This is a genomic window from Klebsiella sp. 141161 (assembly GCF_050600815.1).
GTDB lineage: Bacteria > Pseudomonadota > Gammaproteobacteria > Enterobacterales > Enterobacteriaceae > Klebsiella > Klebsiella aerogenes.
The window spans coordinates 41,271-63,020 of record NZ_JAQIRN010000003.1 but is presented as its reverse complement, the minus strand read 5'-3'; the positions used below and the strand labels follow the sequence as shown (position 1 = coordinate 63,020).

The following is a 21,750-nucleotide window of genomic DNA, read 5'->3' as shown; positions in this document are numbered from 1 at the left end:
CCTCGACAATGTCATTACTGGCGACACCATTTGTCAATGCCGAAGAGCAATTCAATACCTCTTTCATCCGCGGGGCGAATAACGCCTCGCTGGTGCAAAACCTCTCTACCGGCGACGATATTTTACCAGGTAAATATGCCTTCGATATTTACCTGAATAAAAATCGCGTCGATCACCGGGAAATAGAATTTAAAAAAGATACGCCTAACACCCCGGGCTATTTCTGTTTAGATGCCGACAGCTACCGTTCATACGGCGTTCTGGTGCCAGATACCGCCGGCAGCAGCGCCTGCTACGATCTGGTAAAAAATATTCCAGGCAGTAGCGTGAGCTGGAACGCCGCGCTGCAGGAGCTGAACATCTCCGTACCGCAAACTGAACTCGAAGCGCGACCACAGGGCGAGATTTCGCCGCTGGTCTATGACGACGGTATTAACGCCGGTTTCGTTAACTACGCTTTCAGCGGCAGCCACTCCCGTTTTTCCAGCGGCAGCGGCAAACAGGACAGCGACTACTACTTCCTGAGCCTCAATAACGGCCTTAACGTCGGCGCGTGGCGTTTTCGCAATACCTCCTCCCTGTCAAAACAGACCGGGCAAAAAGAGCAGTGGAACCCGATTTCCACCTGGGCGGAAACCGATATCGCCTCGTGGCGCAGCCGTATTCAGATTGGCCAAAGCAACACCAATAATAACGTGTTCGACAGCTTCCAGTTCCGCGGCGCGCAGATTTCCAGCGTTCCGGAAATGCTGCCGGACAGCCGTCGCGGCTACGCGCCGGTCGTACGCGGCGTCGCCAACACCAACGCCCGCGTCGAAGTGCGCCAGAACGGCTATACCGTATACAGCACCGTGGTGCCGCCGGGACCGTTCGCGCTGACCGATATTTCGCCAAGCACCCTCAGCGGCGACTTAGCCGTAACGGTTATCGAGGCGGATGGCTCACGCCATAGCTTCACCCTGCCTTACTCCTCCGTGCCGAATATGCTGCGCGACGGGATCTGGGAGTATCAGGTGACCGCGGGTAAATACCACGACGGCACCAATAATTATCAGCCGCAATTTATCCAGGGCACCGTCGCGCATGGCGCCGGCTCCGACTATACGCCATATGGCGGGATTATCATGGCCGAGCACTATCGCTCCGGCGTGGTCGGGTTGGGTAAAAACATGGGCGAGTACGGAGCGGCCTCCGTTGACGCCTCATGGTCTGATACCGATCTGGCTTCCGGCGAGAACAAGCGCGGCGCCAGCGTACGCTTCCTCTATTCCAAATCGCTCAACACTCTCGGTACCGACGTACAGATCGCCGGCTACCGTTATTCGACTTCGGGCTTCTATGACTTCTCCGATGCGGTAGCTGAACGTAACAACTGGCAGAACGGTTTCTACCACACCCAGTATTACGATCAGAGCGACGATAAAACCGGCGCACCGGATTGGGCGACGCAAAACCAGCGCCGTCGTTACTACGACTCGCAGCAGTACAACAACAAACGCCAGCGCGTCGAGATGACGGTCAACCAGCACATCGCCGGCGCTTCGTTGTACGCGACCTTTATTCGTCAGAACTACTGGAACACTTCCGCTTACGACCGCACCATCCAGACCGGTTTTAACACCACCTGGAATCGCGTCAGCGTCGGCGTGTTTTACCAGAACAGCCGCAGTAACTACGGCTATAGCGACAACAGCGTTAACCTGAACGTCTCGGTACCAATCAACATCTTTGGCCCGGACCACGAAAGCACGGTTAACTTTAACGCCTCTAACAGCAAGCAGAGCGGTAGCGGCTACAGCGCCGGGATGAGCGGTACGCTGCTTGATGACAACCGCATGAATTACTTCGTGCAGAGCGGTCACACCCAGCACGGCGGCGATACCAGCCTGGTCAACCTGGGTTATCTGGGCAGCATGGGTAACGTCGATCTGGGCTACAGCTACAACAACAACTATCAGCAGACTTCGCTGAACGTCTCCGGCGGCGTGGTCGCGCACTCTGGCGGCGTCACCCTGTCGCAGCCGCTGCAGAACACCTTCGTGGTGGTGAAAGCGAAAGGGGCGCAGGGCGTGCGCCTGGAAAACCAGCCTGGAGTAGCGATTGACCGCTTCGGCTACGCGGTGCTCACTTCTGCGATGCCGTATCGCCACAACCGCGTCGCGCTGCGTACTTCGGATATCGGCAACGGCCTGGAAATTCCGCTGGCGGCGAAAGATATCGTGCCGACCGAGCGCGCCATCGGCCGCGTGACCTTTGAAACGCATCTCGGCCAGAGCCTGCTTATCCACGCCAAACTGGCGGACGGCAGCGTGCCGGTGATTGGCGCCAATATCTTCGGTCAGAACGGCGAACATGTCGGCGTAGTCGGTACCCGCGGTGAAGCGTACGTTTCCGGCGTTCAGAGCGGCGACCGTCTGCAGATGAAATGGGGCGACGATGCCGACGCCTCCTGCAGCCTGACGGTGCCAGAGTTACCTGCTATTCAAGCCGATCAACCCGGTGGTTATCAGGTCGTCTCCCTGACCTGTAAATAACATGAAAGGACAATTAGTTATGTCGAAGTTTAACCTCTTATCCCGCACCGGGCTGACGCTGCTGGTACTCTCAAGCGCGCTGTTCTCCACTAGCAGCTTCGCGCTGAGCTGTAAGAAGAACGGTACCGAAGTATCGCAGACCATCGCGCTCACCGATCAGATTAACGTTTCGACCGCTAACCTGAAGCCGGGCGCCCTGCTGTGGCGTTCGCCGACGTTTACCTCCACCTTCACCTGTACCGATACGGATCATATGCCCAACGGCGAAAATGCGTATCTGTACTGGGATCCGGAAACCCGGATGCAGAATATCCACAACTCGCTGGAAGTCGGCGTCACCTATCTCAGCACCGATATTAAACCGGTAAAAGGTCAGAAAACGGATATCGGTCCCGGTACACTCTGTCGCCGCAACCGTCCCGGCGGTGCATGCCAGTCTCCGGCAACCCCGCAGACCGTCACGGTGACCTACTCGGTTTATATTAAAGCCACCGGCAATCCGCCGCCGTCAAACGGCGTGATTAACGACACCAACCGCTACGCTATCTTCCAGGTTGACGGCGTTGGCGGCCTCAACAGCCGCCCGAATAGTAACTTCCGCGCGTGGGTCACCGGGCTTGGCAACATCCGCTTTATCGCCTGCAACCCGAAAATCACCGTCTCGGCGAACAATGGTTCAACGGTAAACTTTGGCAGCATCCCGGCGCGCAATGCCGTCGTCGGCGCCATTGAGAAACAGGTTCCGTTCAGCGTCCGTGCCGACCTGACCGGCGCTGGCCAGGATTGCCAGGGGCAGACCTTAATGGCCAGCTTCAGCACCCAGCAGCCGACCCAGGACACCAATACCATTCTGCCATCTAACGATAGCGGTTTTGGCATCCTGCTCTCGCGCGCCGATGCGCCGACAACCTGGCTTTCCATGAATACCCCGACGCAGTTGGGCATGATTAACGGCAGCGTGGTAGAAAGCAACTTCCTGGCCAGCCTGAAATGGCTAAGCGTTAAGCCAAAAATCGGCACCTTTAATGCGACGGCCAATATCGACGTTACCTTTAAATAGTGAAGCAAAATGCCGCTGACCAACACCGAACCGACCGGGTTACGCTATGTATTTCAGCCGATGTTCAACCGCGAAGGCAAAATGATTGCGGTTGAATGTTTGACCCGGTTTGCTCATCACGAGCCTGCTAGTCCGCAAGAAATAGAACGGTTTTTCAGTGAGGCATCGGAATCACTGCGCGCCCGCATCCTGCTCGAACAGATTGAGCTGGTCAGGCAGCATCAGCAGTGGTTCCGCCACAACGAAGTCATGGTTACCCTCAACGTCGACGAGTCGACGCTGCATATGCTGCATGATGATTTTATCGCCGAGTGCGTGAAAACCATCGGCTGCCTGCATTTTGAGGTTAATGAATTTTCCAACACGCTGGTGAAACGCACCCCGACCATCGACGCCCTGACGGACAAATACTCCTTCTGGCTGGATGATTTTGGCGCCGGTTACGCCGGGTTCGCCGCCCTGACGGCGCAACCCTTTCGTTTTATCAAGACCGACAAGAACCTGTTATGGAGCCTGCTGGAAAAGAAAAACGGCCAGCAGTTGATGGACTCACTCCTGCACTATTTTCAGGCGAATCAGTATCAGGTGATCGTCGAAGGTATTGAAACCGAAGCTCATCTTCAGTGGCTGGAAAACATGCCGTGGTTTGCCCTGCAGGGGCTCCTCTGGCGGGAACAAACCATTGAAGCCTTAGTGGCCAGCGTCGAAAAATAACCCCGCTTTTCCCCGGATATCCACTCCCCCGCTATCCGGGCTGTCCGTCCTATCTTCAACTTATTAATTTTCAGGCATTTTTCTTTTCCCACCTCGTCTGTCCTCGCCTTTCATATTGTTAACTTATTGTTGCTGGCGATCACAAAAATTAAACAATATGGCTATTTCATACGCATTTTTCAAAAATGTAGATATTTTTAATTTATGGCTACGAAATGAGCATCACCCCGACTCTCTGACTCTACCCGAGGAATGATTCTGATGAATGCACTGACCGCCGTAAAACCTCATGCTGATGATTTGGCCCGCAGCTACACCGGTTTTTCCTTCGCTCCGTCCGCGCAATCGCCGCGTCTGCTGGAGCTAACGTTCACCGCCGAAACGACCGCACAATTTTTGCAACAAGTCGCGCAGTGGCCAGTGCAGGCGCTGGAATACAAATCCTTTTTGCGCTTTCAGGTCGGCAAGATCCTCGACGATCTGTGCGGCAACCAGCTGCAGCCGCTGCTGATCAACACACTGCTCAATCGCGCGGAGGGCGCTCTGCTGATCAACGGTATCGGCATTGACAACGTCTCTCAGGCCGATGAAATGGTCAAACTGGCTACCGCCGTGGCGCATTTGATCGGCCGTTCCAACTTTGATGCCATGAGCGGCCAGTATTACGCCCGCTTCGTGGTGAAAAACGTCGATAACTCAGATAGCTACCTGCGCCAGCCGCACCGCGTGATGGAACTGCACAATGACGGTACCTATGTCGAAGAAATTACCGACTACGTGCTGATGATGAAGATCGATGAACAGAATATGCAGGGCGGCAATTCACTGCTGCTGCATCTCGATGACTGGGAACATCTCGACGAATTCTTCCGCGATCCGCTGGCCCGCCGTCCAATGCGCTGGGCCGCGCCGCCGAGCAAAAACGTCAGCAAAGACGTCTTCCATCCGGTTTTCGACGTCGACCAGCAGGGTCGCCCGGTAATGCGCTATATCGACCAGTTTGTGCAGCCGAAAGATTTCGAAGAAGGCACCTGGCTGAGCCGCCTTTCCGACGCGCTGGAAACCAGTAAAAACATTCTTTCCGTACCGGTGCCGGTGGGTAAATTCCTGTTGATAAACAATCTTTTCTGGCTGCACGGTCGCGACCGCTTTACGCCGCATCCGGATCTGCGTCGCGAACTGATGCGCCAGCGCGGCTACTTTGCGTATTCCACGAATCATTACCAGACTCATCAATAAGGGTTCTTAGGCGAAGGAATTGAGCGGATGTATGATTTCGTGATTATCGGCGGCGGCATTATCGGCATGTCGACCGCCATGCAGTTAATTGAGATTTACCCGGACGCCCGCATTGCCCTGCTGGAAAAAGAGTCCGGTCCGGCCTGCCATCAGACTGGCCACAACAGCGGAGTAATCCACGCTGGGGTTTACTATACCCCCGGCAGCCTTAAGGCGCAGTTTTGCCTCGCCGGCAACCGCGCCACCAAAGCCTTTTGCGAGCAGAATGCAATTCGCTACGACGTCTGCGGCAAGATGCTGGTTGCCACCTCGCCGCTGGAGATGGAGCGGATGCGCGCGCTGTGGGATCGCACAGCCGCTAACGGGCTGCAACGCGAATGGCTGAGCGCGAGCGAGCTGCGCGAACGCGAGCCGAACATCAGCGGACTGGGCGGGATCTTCGTTCCTTCGAGCGGCATTGTCAGCTATCGTGAAGTAGCGGCGGCAATGGCGAAGATCTTCGAATCCAAAGGTGGAACGATCGTCTACGACGCCGAAGTCAGCGCCCTGAAAGAGCACGCCAGCGGCGTGGTAGTCCACACCCGCCAGGGCGGCGAATATGAGGCATCGACGCTGATTACCTGCTCCGGGCTGATGGCCGATCGGCTGGTGAAAATGATCGGCGTCGATCCCGGCTTTATCATCTGCCCGTTCCGCGGCGAATATTTCCAACTGGCGCCGCAGCACAACCAGATCGTCAATCATCTGATCTATCCGATCCCCGATCCGGCGATGCCGTTCCTCGGCGTCCACCTGACCCGTATGATCGACGGTAGCGTTACCGTCGGCCCTAACGCGGTGCTGGCGCTGAAGCGCGAAGGCTATCGCAAGCGCGATATCTCGCTGACCGATACCCTTGAGATCCTGACCTCGCCCGGCATTCGCCGGGTACTGCAAAACAACCTGCGCTCCGGGCTTGGCGAAATGAAGAATTCGCTGTGCAGAAGCGGCTATCTGCGGCTGGTGCAGAAATACTGCCCCAGCCTGACATTAAGCGATTTGCGCCCGTGGCCTGCCGGCGTGCGGGCACAGGCGGTATCGCCGCAGGGCAAGCTGATCGACGATTTCCTCTTTGTCACTACCGCGCGTTCCATCCACACCTGTAACGCGCCGTCGCCGGCGGCCACGTCGGCTATCCCGATCGGCGCGCACATCGTCAGCAAGGTGCAAACCCTGCTGGCAAGCCAGAGCAATCCCGGACGCACGCTGCGTGCGGCACGTAGCGTGGAGACACTACACGCCGCTTTTACTCGTTAACCCCTTAAGACAGGAAGCGATTATGCAACTTAAAGATGCAACTCTGTTTCGCCAGCAGGCGCTAATTGATGGCCAGTGGCGCGATGCGCAAAACGGCGACGTGATTGCGGTGACCAACCCCGCCAACGGCCAGCAGCTGGGTAGCGTGCCGAAAATGGGCGCCGACGAAACCCGCGAAGCGATTGAAGCCGCCAACCGCGCCCTGCCAGCCTGGCGTGCCCTGACCGCCAAAGAGCGCGCCACGCTTCTGCGCCGCTGGTTCGATCTGATGATGGAGAACCAGGACGATCTCGCCCGCCTGATGACCCTCGAACAGGGGAAACCGCTGGCGGAAGCCAAAGGCGAAATCAGCTACGCCGCCTCCTTTATTGAGTGGTTCGCCGAAGAAGGTAAGCGCATTTACGGCGATACCATTCCCGGTCATCAGGCCGACAAGCGCCTGATTGTCATCAAGCAGCCCATCGGCGTTACCGCCGCCATCACCCCGTGGAACTTCCCGGCGGCGATGATCACCCGTAAAGCGGGCCCGGCGCTGGCCGCCGGCTGTACCATGGTCCTGAAACCGGCGAGCCAGACGCCGTTTTCCGCGCTGGCGCTGGCCGAACTGGCGAATCGCGCCGGTATTCCCGCCGGGGTATTTAACGTGGTCACCGGTTCCGCCGGGGCCGTCGGCAACGAACTGACCAGCAACCCGCTGGTACGCAAGCTCTCCTTCACCGGCTCGACCGAAATTGGCCGCCAGCTGATGGAGCAGTGTGCGAAAGACATCAAAAAAGTGTCGTTAGAACTCGGCGGCAACGCGCCGTTTATCGTCTTTGACGACGCCGACCTCGATAAAGCCGTCGAAGGGGCGCTGGCGTCGAAGTTCCGCAACGCCGGGCAGACCTGCGTCTGCGCCAACCGACTGTATGTGCAGGACGGCGTCTATGACCGTTTCGCTGAAAAACTGCAGCAGGCGGTGGAAAAACTGCATATCGGCGACGGCCTGCAGGACGGCGTCACCACCGGCCCGCTGATCGATGATAAAGCGGTAGCTAAGGTCGAAGAACATATTGCCGACGCCCTTGCGAAAGGCGCGCGCATCGTCACCGGCGGCAAACCACACGCGCTGGGCGGCAACTTCTTCCAGCCCACCATTCTGGTCAACGTCCCGAGCAGCGCCAAAGTGGCGAAAGAAGAGACCTTCGGCCCGCTGGCGCCGCTGTTCCGCTTTAAAGATGAAGCCGATGTGATTGCCCAGGCCAACGATACCGAATTCGGCCTCGCCGCCTATTTCTACGCCCGCGACCTGAGCCGCGTCTTCCGCGTCGGCGAAGCGCTGGAGTACGGCATCGTTGGCATCAATACCGGCATTATCTCCAACGAAGTCGCGCCGTTCGGCGGCATTAAAGCCTCCGGTCTGGGCCGTGAAGGTTCGAAGTACGGCATCGAAGATTATTTAGAAATCAAATATATGTGTATCGGCCTTTAACAGGAGAGCAGGACATGACCAGCAATAAAGCGTTAATGCAGCGCCGTAGCGACGCGGTGCCGCGCGGCGTCGGACAAATTCACCCTATCTTTGCCGACCGTGCGGAGAACTGCCGGGTATGGGACGTTGAAGGCCGTGAATATCTCGATTTCGCCGGCGGTATTGCGGTGCTGAACACCGGCCACCTGCACCCTGAGGTGATCGCCGCGGTGGAAGGCCAGTTGAAGAAGCTGACCCACACCTGCTTCCAGGTCCTGGCCTACGAGCCCTACCTGCAGCTGTGCGAAATGATGAACCAGAAAGTGCCCGGCGATTTCGCCAAGAAAACCCTGCTGGTGACCACCGGTTCGGAAGCGGTGGAAAACGCGGTCAAAATCGCCCGCGCGGCGACCGGGCGTAGCGGCACTATCGCCTTTACCGGCGCCTATCATGGCCGCACCCATTACACGCTGTCGTTAACCGGTAAAGTGAACCCTTACTCCGCGGGCATGGGGCTAATGCCGGGCCACGTCTATCGCGCGCTCTATCCGTGCGCGCTGCACGGCATCAGCGATGATGACGCGATCGCCAGCATCCATCGCATCTTCAAAAATGACGCCGCGCCGGAAGATATCGCCGCTATCGTCATTGAACCCGTCCAGGGCGAAGGCGGTTTCTACGCCGCCTCCCCGGCCTTTATGCAGCGCCTGCGCGCGCTGTGTGATGAGCACGGCATCATGCTGATCGCCGATGAAGTCCAGAGCGGCGCGGGCCGTACCGGCACGCTGTTCGCGATGGAGCAGATGGGCGTGACGCCGGATATCACCACCTTTGCCAAATCCATCGCCGGCGGTTTCCCGCTGGCGGGCGTCACCGGACGGGCGGAAGTCATGGACGCCATCGCACCGGGCGGATTGGGCGGCACCTATGCCGGCAACCCGATTGCCTGCGCCGCCGCGCTGGCGGTACTCAAGGTTTTCGAACAGGAAAACCTGTTGGAAAAAGCCAATCAGCTCGGCGACAAGCTGCGTAAAGGCCTGCTCAATATCGCCGAAACGCATCGCGAAATCGGCGACGTCCGCGGCCTGGGGGCGATGATCGCCATTGAACTCTTTGAAGAGGGCGATCACAGCAAACCCAACGCCAAACTAACGGCGGATATCGTCGCCCGCGCGCGGGATAAAGGCCTGATCCTGCTCTCCTGCGGGCCGTACTACAACGTGCTGCGTATTCTGGTGCCGCTGACTATCGAAGATGCGCAGATCGCGCAGGGACTGAAGATTATCGCCGACTGTTTTAACGAAGCTAAACAAGGCTAACACTCCTGCACCGGATGGCGACGCTCACGCGCCCCGTCCGGTTGCCTGTCGGCCGGATTGGGCGCAACCGCCATCCGGCAAACGGCGCCAAAAAACAATAAAAGGGGTTAATGATGGGGCAACTGTCGCAATCACATGATTTAGGGGGCGGGCTGAAATCACGCCACGTCACCATGTTATCTATTGCCGGCGTTATCGGCGCAAGTTTGTTTGTCGGTTCCAGCGTCGCCATTGCCGAAGCGGGCCCGGCGGTGCTGCTCTCCTACCTGTTCGCCGGGCTATTGGTGGTGATGATTATGCGTATGCTGGCCGAAATGGCCGTCGCCACCCCGGATACGGGCTCCTTTTCGACCTACGCCGACAAAGCGATCGGCCGCTGGGCGGGTTATACCATCGGCTGGCTGTACTGGTGGTTTTGGGTCCTGGTTATCCCCCTGGAAGCCAATATCGCCGCCATTATTCTCAACTCATGGATCCCCGGCGTACCGGTATGGCTATTCTCGCTGGTCATCACCCTCGCCCTCACCGGCAGTAATCTGCTGAGCGTCAAGAACTACGGCGAATTCGAGTTCTGGCTGGCTATCTGTAAGGTTATCGCCATTCTGGCCTTTATCGTGCTGGGCGCGGTGGCCATCACCGGCTTCTATCCCTATGCCGAAGTGAGCGGGATTTCGCGCCTGTGGGATCACGGCGGCTTTATGCCTAACGGCTTCGGCGCGGTGCTCAGCGCGATGCTCATTACCATGTTCTCATTTATGGGCGCGGAGATAGTCACCATTGCCGCCGCCGAATCGGATACGCCGGATAAACATATTGTTCGCGCCACAAATTCCGTTATCTGGCGCATCTCTATCTTCTATCTGTGCTCCATTTTCGTGGTCGTCTCGCTGATCCCGTGGAACATGCCGGGGCTGAAGAACGTCGGTTCATACCGTTCGGTACTGGAGTTACTGCATATCCCCTACGCCAAGCTGATTATGGACGGCGTGATCCTGCTGTCGGTGACCAGTTGCCTGAACTCGGCGCTGTATACCGCTTCGCGAATGCTCTATTCCCTGAGCCGCCGCGGCGATGCGCCAGCTATAATGGGCAAAACCAACCGCAGTAAAACGCCGTATGTGGCGGTGCTGCTCTCCACCGGCGCGGCCTTCTTAACGGTGGTGGTGAACTACTATGCCCCGGCGAAAGTCTTTAAATTCCTCATCGATAGCTCCGGCGCCATCGCCCTGCTGGTCTATCTGGTCATTGCCGTATCTCAGTTGCGGATGCGCAAAATCCTGCTGGCGAAAGGCGGTGAAATTCGCCTTAAGATGTGGCTCTATCCGTGGCTCACCTGGCTGGTTATCGCCTTTATCACCTTCGTACTGGTGGTGATGCTGTTCCGTCCGGCGCAGCAGCTGGAGGTCATTTCCACCGGCGCGCTGGCGATCGCTATCATCTGCACGGTGCCGATTATGTCGCGCTGGAAAAAGCTGTTATTGTGGCAAAAACTGCCGCTACAAAATACGCGTTAACCCTGTTCCCGGCGCAAGCCGGGAAATGTGTTCAGGAGCAAGACTATGACCGCCATTCCTCAAGCGACGGCCATTGATGGATACCGCTGGTTGAAGAACGACATCATCCGCGGCGTTTATCAGCCTGATGAAAAACTGCGTATGAGCCTGCTGACGTCGCGCTATGAGCTTGGCGTCGGGCCGCTGCGGGAAGCGCTCTCGCAGCTGGTGGCCGAGCGGCTGGTGACGGTGGTCAACCAAAAAGGCTATCGTGTCGCCTCGATGTCCGAGGCGGAACTCCTCGATATCTTCGATGCCCGCGCCAATATGGAAGCCATGCTGGTGCGCCTCGCCATTGAGCGCGGCGGCGATGAGTGGGAAGCCGAGCTGCTGGCCCGCGCGCATCTGCTTAATAAGCTGGAATCCAGCGAAGCAAGTGAGCGCTTACTCGATGAATGGGATCAGCGCCATCAGGCGTTTCATACCGCCATTGTCGCCGGCTGTGGTTCGCAGTATTTACTGCAGATGCGCGAACGGCTGTTCGATCTGGCGGCGCGCTACCGCTTCATCTGGCTACGCACCACCGTGCTGTCGGTAGAAATGCTGGAAGATAAACATGTCCAGCACCAGACGCTGCTGGAAGCCATCCTGGCGCGCGACGCCGAGCGAGCCAGCGCGCTCATGCGCGAGCACTTACTTACCCCCATCCCGATTATCCAACAGGCGATGGCCGGCAAACTGCAGACGCAGCAGACCTGATTCAGGCGGCGGGCTTTTTATAATACGGCAGCTGCGTGACCGGATACTCGTAGTGTTCCTCCACCACGCAGCGGTCCGGCGTCGCCATTCCCGAGTAGAAGAAAAAGTACTCCTGACTGTCCGGGAAAAAGACCAGATCGTCGCCGTTACGAAAGCTGGTTACCCGATAGGGAATATGATTTTTGGTCTGCGCCTGACGCATGCCGGAAGCGACCTGGAAATGGTCGCCCCACTTCATGGTCGATAGCTGGTAATGGAAACGCGAGATGGTCACGTTTTTGCGTAAAGAGCAGGATAATTTTACCGCTGTGCCGGCGAAAGCCGGAGAAAGGAAGCAGCTTAATAAACTGATAGATAATAAAAATTTCATGAAGGTCTTATAATTTTAGGGTCAATATTTGACGGTAACATGAATTGGCTGCGCAGACAGGGAGCGCGGCGGATTTTCGTGCCGCCACGTCCTATTCCAGGAATATTCCTAATTATTCTCGCCGCGTAGCACTTCGCGAAAGTGCATCACCAGCGGGCGCTGGTTAGCTTTGTGCCATACCGCCCACAGCTGGGTCGAATAGCTCATCCACGGAATTTCCCGCAGCACGACCCCCTCAGGGGCGTTATGCCGCAGGCTGTGCTGGATCAGCGCCACGCCCAGTCCCGCAGCCACCAGCCCCAGGGCCGTTAATGGCTCTCCGGCTTCCAGACGAATATCCGGATTAAAGCCCGCACGCACGCAGGCGGCGACAAAATCATCGCGCGAATGGGCATCGTCGTTATGGATAACCGCGATCCACTGCTGATCGGCCAGCTGCGCCGGCTGCAAGTTTTCCGCAGCGGCCAGCGGATGATTCTGCGGCAAAGCCAGCAGCATCCGATCATCAAGCACCTGGGTATACTCCAGATCCTGTTCGCCCGCCGAAGGCGGCATGTCCACCAGCGAGAAGTCCAGACTGCGCTGGCGCAGGCCCTCAATCTGCGTGGCTGGCGGCTGGCTATACAGCGCGATATGCACGTCCGGGCGAGACGTTCGTAGGGTGCGCAGCGCGGTAGAAAGCACGCCGGAGTGCATGGCGTTTTCGATATAACCGATACACAACCCGCCATCTTCGCCGCGCCCCAGTCGTTTACCTAATGATTCGAGACGGTTGGCGTGGGTCAGCAACGAGCGCGTTTCGGCCAGAAACGTCTGCCCGTCCGCCGTCAGGCGAATACGCTGCTGGTTACGTTCAAACAGCATCAGCCCTAGGCGCTCCTCCAGCTGGGCTATCTGGCGGCTGAGCGGCGACTGTGAAATATGTAAGCGTTCGGCGGCACGGCCAACATGCTCCTCTTCCGCTACCACCACAAAGTACTTCAACTGGCGTAAATCAATCATGTGAGACCTCAAAGGACTTAAGTCAGACGAATTATGTCCTATCAAGTCATAACACCGCAAGGTATTGTGATCTCCGTCACAGGGCGACAGCACAAATCGCCCGCACAGAACCCTTCCCAGACGGGAACCCAATATCGAGGACATCTTAGATGAGCATCAAACATATTCTACCAAGCAACATTGGTTTAGGCGGCGCGCCGCTGGGTAACATGTTCCGCAACATCCCGGAAGACGAGGCGCACGCCACCGTCGCCGCCGCCTGGGATCTGGGCGTTCGTTACTTCGATACCGCGCCACTGTATGGGTCCGGTCTTTCTGAAATCCGGATGGGCGAAGCGCTCTCGCAATACCCTCGCGACCAGTTCGTTCTGAGCAGCAAAGTCGGCCGCATCATGCTTGATGAAATGGAAGACCCGGCTACGCGTGATTTCGGTGAGAAAGGTGGTCTTTTCGAATACGGCCTGAAAAACAAAATCCTCAACGATTACTCAGCCGACGCCACCCTGCGTTCTATTGAAGACAGTTTAAAACGGCTGAAAACCGACCATCTCGACATCGTATGGATCCACGATCCGGCGCAGGATTTCTACGGCGACAGCTGGCTGGAGCAGTTCAACATCGCCCGTACCGGCGCCTTCCGCGCGCTGACCCGCCTGCGTGAAGAAGGCGTAATTAAGGCATGGGGGCTGGGCGTGAACCGCGTCGAACCTTGTGAATTGACCTTAGCGCTCGACGAACCGAAGCCGGATGCGTTCCTGCTGGCTGGCCGCTACTCGCTGCTGGACCACAAACGCGCCCTGCAGCGCCTGATGCCGGAAGCGCTGGAACAGAATGTCGATATCGTTGTCGGCGGCCCTTACAGCTCGGGCGTTCTCGCCGGCGGTGAACACTTCGAATACCAGAAAGCCTCTGCGGCGATCCACCAGCAGGTGGCGCAGATCAAGGCCATTGCCGCCCGTCATCAGGTGGATGTGAAAGCCGCGGCGCTGCAGTTTGCCCTGGCTCATCCGGCGGTGGCCGCCGTGATCCCAGGCTCCAGCCGTCCGGGCCGTATGGCGGAAGATCTGGCCGCGCTGAAATCAACCATCCCAGCCGCTTTCTGGGAAGAGATGCGCAGCCAGAATCTGGTGGCGGATAACGCGCCGCTGCCGATTCGTTAATTTTAGCGGGGCCACAGGGCCCCTCTTAAAACAAGAGAGACACCATGAAACTGGATCTAACTCATAAAGTCGCCGTGGTGAGCGGCTCCACTTCCGGCATCGGGCTTGGCATCGCTAAAGGCCTTGCTCAGGCGGGCGCGACCGTGGTCATCGTCGGCCGTCAACGGCGCGGTGTTGATACCGCCATGGCGGCGATTAATGCCGAACTCCCGGATGCGCAGCTGCGCGGGGTGGTCGCCGACCTCAGCACTGAAGAAGGCGTCAGCGCGCTGCTCGCCGCCGAGCCGCATGCTGATGTGGTGGTTAACAACCTCGGCATCTTTAACGATAAAGATTTCTTTAGCGTACCGGATAGCGAGTGGATGCACTTTTATAACGTCAACGTGCTTTCCGGCGTGCGGCTGTCGCGCCACTACGCCCGGGGGATGATCGACAACGGCTGGGGACGCATTATTTTCGTCTCCTCGGAATCCGGCGTCGCGATTCCTGCCGACATGATCAACTACGGCGTGACCAAAAGCGCCAATCTCGCGGTCTCCCACGGGCTGGCGAAACGTCTGGCCGGTACCGGCGTCACCGTTAACGCCATTCTGCCCGGCCCCACCTTCACCGAAGGTTTGCAGGAGATGCTGGCGGAGGCCGCCGCGCAGTCTGGCCGCAGCCCGCGTGAACAGGCTGATGAATTTGTGAAGACCGCGCGCCCAAGCTCGATTATCCAGCGGGCGGCGGACGTCGACGAAGTGGCGAACCTGGCGGTGTATCTCGCCTCGCCGCTTTCGTCGGCCACTACCGGCGCTGCGCTACGCGTCGATGGCGGCGTCGTCGACACCCTGGCAATGTAATTCTAATTATCTGACATAAAGAGAGAAATAAAATGGCTAGTACTACTGTATCTATCGAAATCCCGGCTTCTGTCGACCAGGTCTGGCAACTGATGGGCGGCTTTGACTCGCTGCCCGACTGGCTGCCGTTCATCCCGAAAAGCGTAGTGAGCGAAGGAGGACGCGTGCGTACGCTGACCACTTCCGATGGCGGCACGGTCATTGAACGTCTGGAGGCGTTTGATAACCGCCAGCGCAGCTATAGCTACTCGATAATCCAGGCGCCGTTCCCGGTTGTGGATTACCTCTCCACGATCGCGGTAGTGGCCACTGCCGATAGCAATATCACCCGCGTCGAGTGGTCCGGCAGCTTCACGCCGGTTAACGTCAGCGACGCGGATGCCGAAGCGCTGTTCAGCGGTATCTATCGCGACGGCCTGCAGGCATTGAAAAATAACTTTAGCGCCTGATTGTTGCCAGGAATGGCCAGGCCATTCCTTTTATGAACAAAAGAAGAAAAGTCTATTGCCCGTTGCCGTCTTTTTCAGACAACGGGCGGGGCATATCCTTTACGCCATCACGTTGCAACGGGCGACGTTAACGAAACAACTTACCAGGATTATGAACATGAAAACCGTATCGACTATTTTTTCCGCAGCCGCACTTTCACTTTTTGCCTTTACCGCTTCCGCGCATAGCGTCACTGCGACCGGTAATACGCTTGACTCCGCTGAAGCGGTGATTGCAAAAAAAGCGAAAGAACTGAATGCGAGTGATTATAAAATCACCAGCGCCCATATGGGGAATAAGGTGACGATGAGCGCCGAGCTGTACAAGTAAAGTCGGGTACTCTTCAGAGCCCCGGCAACTCAGCATCTTGAGTTGGCCGGGGGCTAAGAATTCTCACTCTCCAGACTCCGGTTGTTTCACCTGCAATTAGTCCTTCACCCTGAATTCCACTCTACGTTTACGCTCAACAACAATTAATACTTCGGTATTAATCCCCCTCTTTCCCGCTTAAATAACTCGCATAAAGAACATTAAAAAACAGTTTTATTTTTAAACTGAGATTTGTCGACACTACCCAACTCATAGTCTACAATGATGATTGATAACCATTTATTGCAAATGTGAATGATTATCAGGCTTTCCAGTTAGTTTAAAAAAATAGCATAACGATGTTTAAATAACTCATTTTAAACGAGCAAAAAATGGCAGATAACAATATAAAAATTTATCACTCCCGTTATAGCAAGTTGATAAAACTACTGGATTTCCTCACCGTCAACATTTTGATTTTTATCTATTTAAAATATTTTTACACTGAACCCTCTACCGCTTCCGCGCTCGTTGGCATTATCTATTCATTAGTATTCATAAGAATTAATGAGTATTTCCAACTGTATTCCGGACAATTTAAAGGCCACTATTTCACAAAATCAGCCGCACTTATATTAAGCGTATGCCTAAGTAGTATTGTTTCATTTTTATTTTTTGTCGTTGCCGAGTGGTTAATTAACGCACAATCTGTAGTTAATTTTATCCCGCTGGCCGTCAGTTTGGCTAAGTGTTCGATATTTATATTTTTAATTGTCTTTGTGGTGCGGGCAATCACCGCGCATTATCTGTTTAACTCGGTGTTACGGGTGGCGATTCTTGGTATTACGCCTGCGGGCCTGGCCATCGAGCAGGCTTTACAAAAAGAGTACTCACAGCGCGGCATCATCATCAGCTATTTTGAAGATCGCAACAACCAGCGCGATAGCCGACTGATGAGTATTGAAAGAAAAGGCAACTCGCGCGATCTGCTGGCTCTGGCGAAAACAGGCGGCGTTGATGAAATTTACATCGCGCTCCCCATGGTTGCGCAGCAGCGTATTAAGCAGTTTCTTAATGAATTCTCTGACACAACCGTCGATGTATTCCTGGTACCGGATCTATTCTCTTACAGCTCGCATATTTCCCAGCTGCGCATGTTCGGCAATCTGCAGACTATCAGTATCTTCACTTCGCCTTTTGATGGCGAAGGGGCGATCATCAAGCGTATTGAAGATATCATTCTCGGCTCTTTCTTTACCTTAATTAGCCTGCCGGCGATGCTGTTCGTGGCGATTGGTATCAAGCTCACCTCGCCGGGGCCGATTTTATTTAAACAGAATCGTTATGGCCTCAACGGCAAGCAAATAGAAGTATGGAAATTCAGGACCATGCGGGTCATGGAAAATAGCGCCGTGGTCACTCAGGCGACCCGCAACGATCCGCGCATCACCAAATTCGGCGCTTTTTTGCGTAAAACCTCACTGGATGAACTGCCGCAGTTTTTCAACGTGCTACAGGGGCGGATGTCGATCGTCGGTCCGCGCCCGCACGCGGTGGCGCATAACGAGCAGTATCGCGTACTGGTGGAGAACTACATGATTCGCCATAAGGTTAAACCAGGGATCACGGGGCTTGCGCAGATTAACGGCTTCCGCGGCGAGACCGATACGCTGGACAAAATGGAGAAGCGAATTCAGTACGACCTGGCCTACATCCAGTCCTGGTCGCTGTTCCTCGATCTCAAAATCGTCTTTTTGACTTTCTTCCGGGGCTTTGTTGGCAAAAATGCGTTCTAGGTTCGCCGTTCTGGCCGGTTTGCTGTCTGTGCCTTACGCACACGCCGACCTGCAGGCAAAACCGCATACCGGGGTTGCCGGCATCGATTTCGAGAGCCAGTTGGGTTATGACATCGGTTACGATGACAACGTGACCTGGCAGCGCTACGACCAAAATAAAATCGGTTCCAGCTACCAGAATATTAAACCTATCGTCAAAGCCATCGGCGAACGTTATGAAAACCGCTACCTGTTGATGTATTCCGGCGATTACCGCAACTATGGCAACGATAGCGCGGATAATCGCAATAACCATTTTTTTATGTTTAACGGCAAATGGCGATTTGGCAGCATGCACGGGCTGTCATTGGATCTCGATGAGACGCTGGGTCATGAAGAGCGCGGCCGCGACACCACCGAAGGCTTTTTGCCCGAGCAGTTTAAAGAGTTTGGCATCAACAAACCGATCGGCACCCGCTTCTTTAATAGCGAGCTTCGTTACAGCTACGGCGCGCCGGAAGGTCGCGGTAAAGTTGAAGTCGCGCTACTGCATAAACAGTTGCGTTTTCGCGACCTCGACAGCATCAAAGACGCCAGCGATGACTTTAACTATTACATGCACGATCAGGAGTGGCATGAAAACAGCCTGGTGGCCGAACTGTTCGACCAGAAAGCTAAAACGCTGCGCTATCGCTATAGCTTTATCACCAACCAGCGCCGCTACGAGCTGAACCCGTTAAAAGACAGCAATGAGTATTACCTGCTGTTCGGCATGAAGAATCGCCTGTCGGGTAAAACGGAGATTAACGGTAACGTCGCCTGGCTCTACAAAGACTTTATCCATAACCCGGACTCACAGGGTTTTAACGGCTTGAACTGGGATATCAACGCCGACTGGAAACCGCTGGAGCAAATGAAAGTTAACCTACACAGTTCCCAGCGCATCAAGGACCCCACCGACTCCGGCGGCTATATCCTGGTGTCAAATTTCGGCGTCGGCTATGAACATCACTGGCTGGTGGATCGTTTCTCAACTCTGGTCGATTATTCATATATCACTGAAGACTATAAGCATCAGAGTAATAAGCGCAAAGATAAGTCTAATCTGCTGTCGCTGACCTTTAACTATGATTTCCGACCATCGGTTAACTTTAAGCTGAAGCTGCAATGGAACACCATGCACTCAAATAAAGATACGGACACTTTTTATATTGGCCCGGACTACTCGCATGCGGTTGACCGCACCCTGGGCTACGACGATTCGGCCATTATTTTTATGACGCAGGTACAACTATGACCTTTTTAAACAGGACACTGGTGATGCTTCCGCTGCTGGCGCTACTGCTGGCGGGCTGTTCGACGCCGCCGCAGACCATTAAAACGCCGCCGGACGCCGTCTACCTTTTGGACCAGGGCGATGAAGTCAATATTGCGGTCTCCGGGGAGCAGGATCTGACGATGCGGGTAAAAATCGATAATAGCGGCAGCATTGATTACCCCTATATCGGATCGCTGCTGTTAAAAGGCAAAACGCCTGAACAGGTGAGTAATGAAATCGCCGATAAACTGCGCGGTAACTACCTACAGGCGCCGATGGTCACGGTGAGCATCGCCGAATACCGCAAAGTTTATCTGCTCGGCGAAGTGAAAAAACCGGATGGTTATGCCTGGGAGCCGGGTTTAACGGCGGAAAAAGCCATCGCCCTGGCCGGCGGTTTCACCGACCGCGCCGATCGTCATGATATTCAAATTCGACAGGCCCGCGGCGGAAGGCTGCTGGAAAATGTCGCCGCCGACTCCTCCGTGCAGGCAGGAGATACCATCATTATTGGCATGAGTTTCTTCTGATATGGCAATTTCACTGGTCGAAAACGCGAAAAAGAAAGAAGGCTTTATCGACTTCACGCCTTATTTCAACAAAATTAAGCACAAGCTTATCTGGTGCCTGGCGGTGGTAATTGTCGCCGCCGTGGCGTCATTTATTCTGACGCGCTTTATGTCTTCCAGCTACACGGCGACCGCTACCGTACTGTTCAAAGCGCAGTCGCAGGACGTCTCTCCTCTGCCGCGACTGGAAAACTACGATTCCACGCGCAGCGATTACTACGAGACCAAGTACGCGTTAATGGGGTCACGAGTGGTGCTCGATGCCGCGGTGCGCAAATTAAAGCTGGAGCAGGATAGCGAATTTAACGGCGGCGATAATCTCGACGAAACCGCGCGTATTAATAATGCTATTCAGGCGCTGCAAAAAAGCCTGACCATTTCCGGCGTGCGCACCACCCAACTGGTTGCCGTGTCGATGGAAGCGAAATCACCGCAGAAAGCCGCCGATATCGCCAACGGCGTCGCCCAGGCATTCATCGATTACAGCCTGCAGCAGAAGCAAAATACCTTGCTTCAGGCGCAGGGCTGGAACGAAAAAATGATGGACGACCTGAAAACCAAAATGGATCAGCAGAAGGCAGACATCGATAACTTCCTCAAGCAGAACGGATTACTAACCTTCCGCAGCATGGATGGTTATGAGACCGAGCGGCTGGGGATTGTGATTAACCATCTGGCCGACGCCACCCAGCGCCGCCTGAAAGCGCAGACGGTATGGGACAAGGTCCGTCGCCAGCAGGGTAAACCGGTAGAACAGATTATCTCGCTGCCGGAAATCTCCGGTCATCCGCAGGTGCAGGATTTACGCATTGCGCTCATCCAGACGCGGCGCAATCTTTCCGAAGCGGCCAAACACTACGGCCCGCAGCATCCGAAATATCTGCAGGCCCAGGCGCAGCTACAGGCGGTGAATGCCCAGCTCGGCCAGGTACTGGGCGAGCTGTTTAACGGCCTGCGCCAGCAGTATCAAATCGCCCTCGACGATGAGCAGCACTACCAAAAAATGCTCAACGATCAGAAGGCCGATTTCCAGGCGCTCGGCGCCAAGCGCGACCAGTACAACACCATGACCACCGCGCTGAATAAAACCGAAGAGCTTTATAAGTCGCTGTACCAGCGCGCTAACGAGCAGAAATTGTCGGAGACCTTCTCGGTACCGGATGAAGTCATTTACGACGCCGCCGTGCCGCCGGACCGCCCGTCTAAACCCCAGCGCGGCCTGTTAATCGTGATGATTACCATGATGGCGCTGGCGCTGTATATCATGTACCTGATCGTCAGTACCGCGCTGGATAAAACGGTGAATAGCCTCAGCGAGCTCAAAGCGAAAACCGCCCTCGAGGCCAGCGGCGAATTTCCGCTCCTGACGCATCTGGAAAATGCGCAGCAGATTTTCCATAACGTGCTCTACGCCGATATGATCCACAGCCTACGGCTGGCGTTGCTCAATCAGCGCGATAAACCCGCCACCATCCTGGTGACTTCGGTGCAATCCCGTTCCGGCAGTTCGTTTATTGCCGAACTGCTGGCTTGCTCAGCCAGCAAATCGCGTAAAACGCTGCTGATTGACCTCGACTACCTGGCCACTCAGGGATTATCGGCCAAATTTCCGCAACATAAACAGGGCTTTAGTCAATTGCTGAACGGCGAGTGCATGCCGGAGCAGTCCGTCGTCAAACTGGATGATCAACTGGACTTTATGCCACGCGGCAAACTCAACGACTCTTCGCTGCTGTTGCTCACCTCTGAACGCCTGCCGGCGCTGCTGACAACGTTGCATCAGACTTACGATACGCTAATCATCGACGCTCCGGCGCTCAACCAGGCGCAGGATAGTCTGCTGCTGGCAGCACAAAGCGATATGACTCTGCTGGTGGTTAAGGCCGGTGAACTGGCTCCGCGGATCCGCAAAGCGGAACAACGTCTGCAGAGTTCGGGCAATCGCCGGGTGGCAAGCGTGCTCAACCAGGTGCGCGAAGAACATCTGGAAACGCAGGAAGGTAAACGCCTGCTTGAGCGCCAGATGCGCGAACTCATTGCTCCGAAATAGCG

The 21,750-nt window shown here is 55.8% G+C and carries 19 protein-coding genes; 17 read left to right on the top strand and 2 right to left on the bottom strand.

Annotated elements, in window-relative coordinates; all coding sequences use genetic code 11:
- Positions 1-8 precede the first annotated feature (8 nt).
- The 9 genes from PGR79_RS08620 to csiR all read left to right on the top strand — a co-directional run bounded on the left by PGR79_RS08620 (position 9) and on the right by csiR (position 11,864).
- Positions 9-2,534 carry a fimbria/pilus outer membrane usher protein gene (locus PGR79_RS08620; RefSeq protein WP_087859130.1) on the top strand — a complete coding sequence of 842 codons (2,526 nt, stop codon included), beginning with the start codon at positions 9-11 and terminating at the stop codon, positions 2,532-2,534.
- A gap of 19 nt (positions 2,535-2,553) precedes the next feature.
- The gene (locus tag PGR79_RS08615; RefSeq protein WP_113374947.1) at positions 2,554-3,594 is read left to right on the top strand and encodes a fimbrial protein; all 1,041 of its coding nucleotides are present in this window, start codon (positions 2,554-2,556) and stop codon (positions 3,592-3,594) included.
- A gap of 9 nt (positions 3,595-3,603) precedes the next feature.
- Complete coding sequence (locus tag PGR79_RS08610; RefSeq protein ID WP_045391073.1) at positions 3,604-4,308, top strand: EAL domain-containing protein; 705 nt, start codon at positions 3,604-3,606, stop codon at positions 4,306-4,308.
- Between the two features lie 261 nt (positions 4,309-4,569).
- Positions 4,570-5,547, top strand: coding sequence for a glutarate dioxygenase GlaH (gene glaH / locus PGR79_RS08605; protein WP_213794293.1), 978 nt, complete (start codon positions 4,570-4,572; stop codon positions 5,545-5,547).
- A 27-nt stretch (positions 5,548-5,574) separates the two neighbouring features.
- On the top strand, positions 5,575-6,843 hold the full coding sequence (gene lhgO / locus PGR79_RS08600; protein WP_015704497.1) for an L-2-hydroxyglutarate oxidase: 1,269 nt from the start codon (positions 5,575-5,577) through the stop codon (positions 6,841-6,843).
- Between the two features lie 22 nt (positions 6,844-6,865).
- A complete protein-coding gene (gene gabD / locus PGR79_RS08595) occupies positions 6,866-8,314 on the top strand; it encodes an NADP-dependent succinate-semialdehyde dehydrogenase (protein WP_113374944.1) in 1,449 nt (482 codons plus the stop codon).
- A gap of 14 nt (positions 8,315-8,328) precedes the next feature.
- Entirely contained in the window at positions 8,329-9,612 is a 1,284-nt protein-coding gene (gene gabT / locus PGR79_RS08590) for a 4-aminobutyrate--2-oxoglutarate transaminase (RefSeq protein WP_430921461.1), read from the top strand.
- A 113-nt stretch (positions 9,613-9,725) separates the two neighbouring features.
- Positions 9,726-11,126 carry a GABA permease gene (gene gabP, locus PGR79_RS08585; RefSeq protein ID WP_015704496.1) on the top strand — a complete coding sequence of 467 codons (1,401 nt, stop codon included), beginning with the start codon at positions 9,726-9,728 and terminating at the stop codon, positions 11,124-11,126.
- Between the two features lie 45 nt (positions 11,127-11,171).
- Positions 11,172-11,864 (top strand): DNA-binding transcriptional regulator CsiR, encoded by a 693-nt coding sequence (gene csiR / locus PGR79_RS08580; RefSeq protein ID WP_087859126.1) that lies wholly within the window; start codon positions 11,172-11,174, stop codon positions 11,862-11,864.
- A gap of 1 nt (position 11,865) precedes the next feature.
- Here the strand turns inward: csiR and PGR79_RS08575 are convergent, their stop codons facing one another.
- Positions 11,866-12,234 carry a hypothetical protein gene (locus PGR79_RS08575; RefSeq protein ID WP_228302482.1) on the bottom strand — a complete coding sequence of 123 codons (369 nt, stop codon included), beginning with the start codon at positions 12,232-12,234 and terminating at the stop codon, positions 11,866-11,868.
- Between the two features lie 108 nt (positions 12,235-12,342).
- Entirely contained in the window at positions 12,343-13,236 is an 894-nt protein-coding gene (locus PGR79_RS08570) for a LysR substrate-binding domain-containing protein (protein WP_015368059.1), read from the bottom strand.
- Between the two features lie 149 nt (positions 13,237-13,385).
- Here PGR79_RS08570 and PGR79_RS08565 point away from each other — a divergent pair, with 149 nt between their 5' ends.
- From PGR79_RS08565 to PGR79_RS08530, 8 genes are all read left to right on the top strand, one after another.
- Positions 13,386-14,396, top strand: a complete 1,011-nt coding sequence (locus PGR79_RS08565; protein WP_430921459.1) for an aldo/keto reductase — start codon at positions 13,386-13,388, stop codon at positions 14,394-14,396.
- Positions 14,397-14,440: 44 nt separating this feature from the next.
- Positions 14,441-15,238: an SDR family NAD(P)-dependent oxidoreductase gene (locus tag PGR79_RS08560; RefSeq protein WP_045391099.1), complete on the top strand. Its 798-nt coding sequence runs from the start codon at positions 14,441-14,443 to the stop codon at positions 15,236-15,238.
- Between the two features lie 32 nt (positions 15,239-15,270).
- Positions 15,271-15,687, top strand: a complete 417-nt coding sequence (locus tag PGR79_RS08555) for an SRPBCC family protein (protein ID WP_430921457.1) — start codon at positions 15,271-15,273, stop codon at positions 15,685-15,687.
- Positions 15,688-15,844: 157 nt separating this feature from the next.
- A complete protein-coding gene (locus PGR79_RS08550; RefSeq protein WP_087859121.1) occupies positions 15,845-16,057 on the top strand; it encodes a DUF1471 domain-containing protein in 213 nt (70 codons plus the stop codon).
- A 371-nt stretch (positions 16,058-16,428) separates the two neighbouring features.
- On the top strand, positions 16,429-17,832 hold the full coding sequence (locus tag PGR79_RS08545) for an undecaprenyl-phosphate glucose phosphotransferase (RefSeq protein WP_087859120.1): 1,404 nt from the start codon (positions 16,429-16,431) through the stop codon (positions 17,830-17,832).
- Positions 17,822-19,108: an outer membrane beta-barrel protein gene (locus PGR79_RS08540; RefSeq protein ID WP_430921455.1), complete on the top strand. Its 1,287-nt coding sequence runs from the start codon at positions 17,822-17,824 to the stop codon at positions 19,106-19,108. The genes PGR79_RS08545 and PGR79_RS08540 overlap by 11 nt, the downstream gene beginning before the upstream one ends.
- Entirely contained in the window at positions 19,105-19,659 is a 555-nt protein-coding gene (locus tag PGR79_RS08535) for a polysaccharide biosynthesis/export family protein (protein ID WP_015368052.1), read from the top strand. Before PGR79_RS08540 ends, PGR79_RS08535 begins: the two co-directional genes overlap by 4 nt.
- Position 19,660: 1 nt before the next feature.
- Positions 19,661-21,748, top strand: a complete 2,088-nt coding sequence (locus PGR79_RS08530) for a GumC family protein (RefSeq protein WP_430921453.1) — start codon at positions 19,661-19,663, stop codon at positions 21,746-21,748.
- Positions 21,749-21,750: the final 2 nt, after the last annotated feature.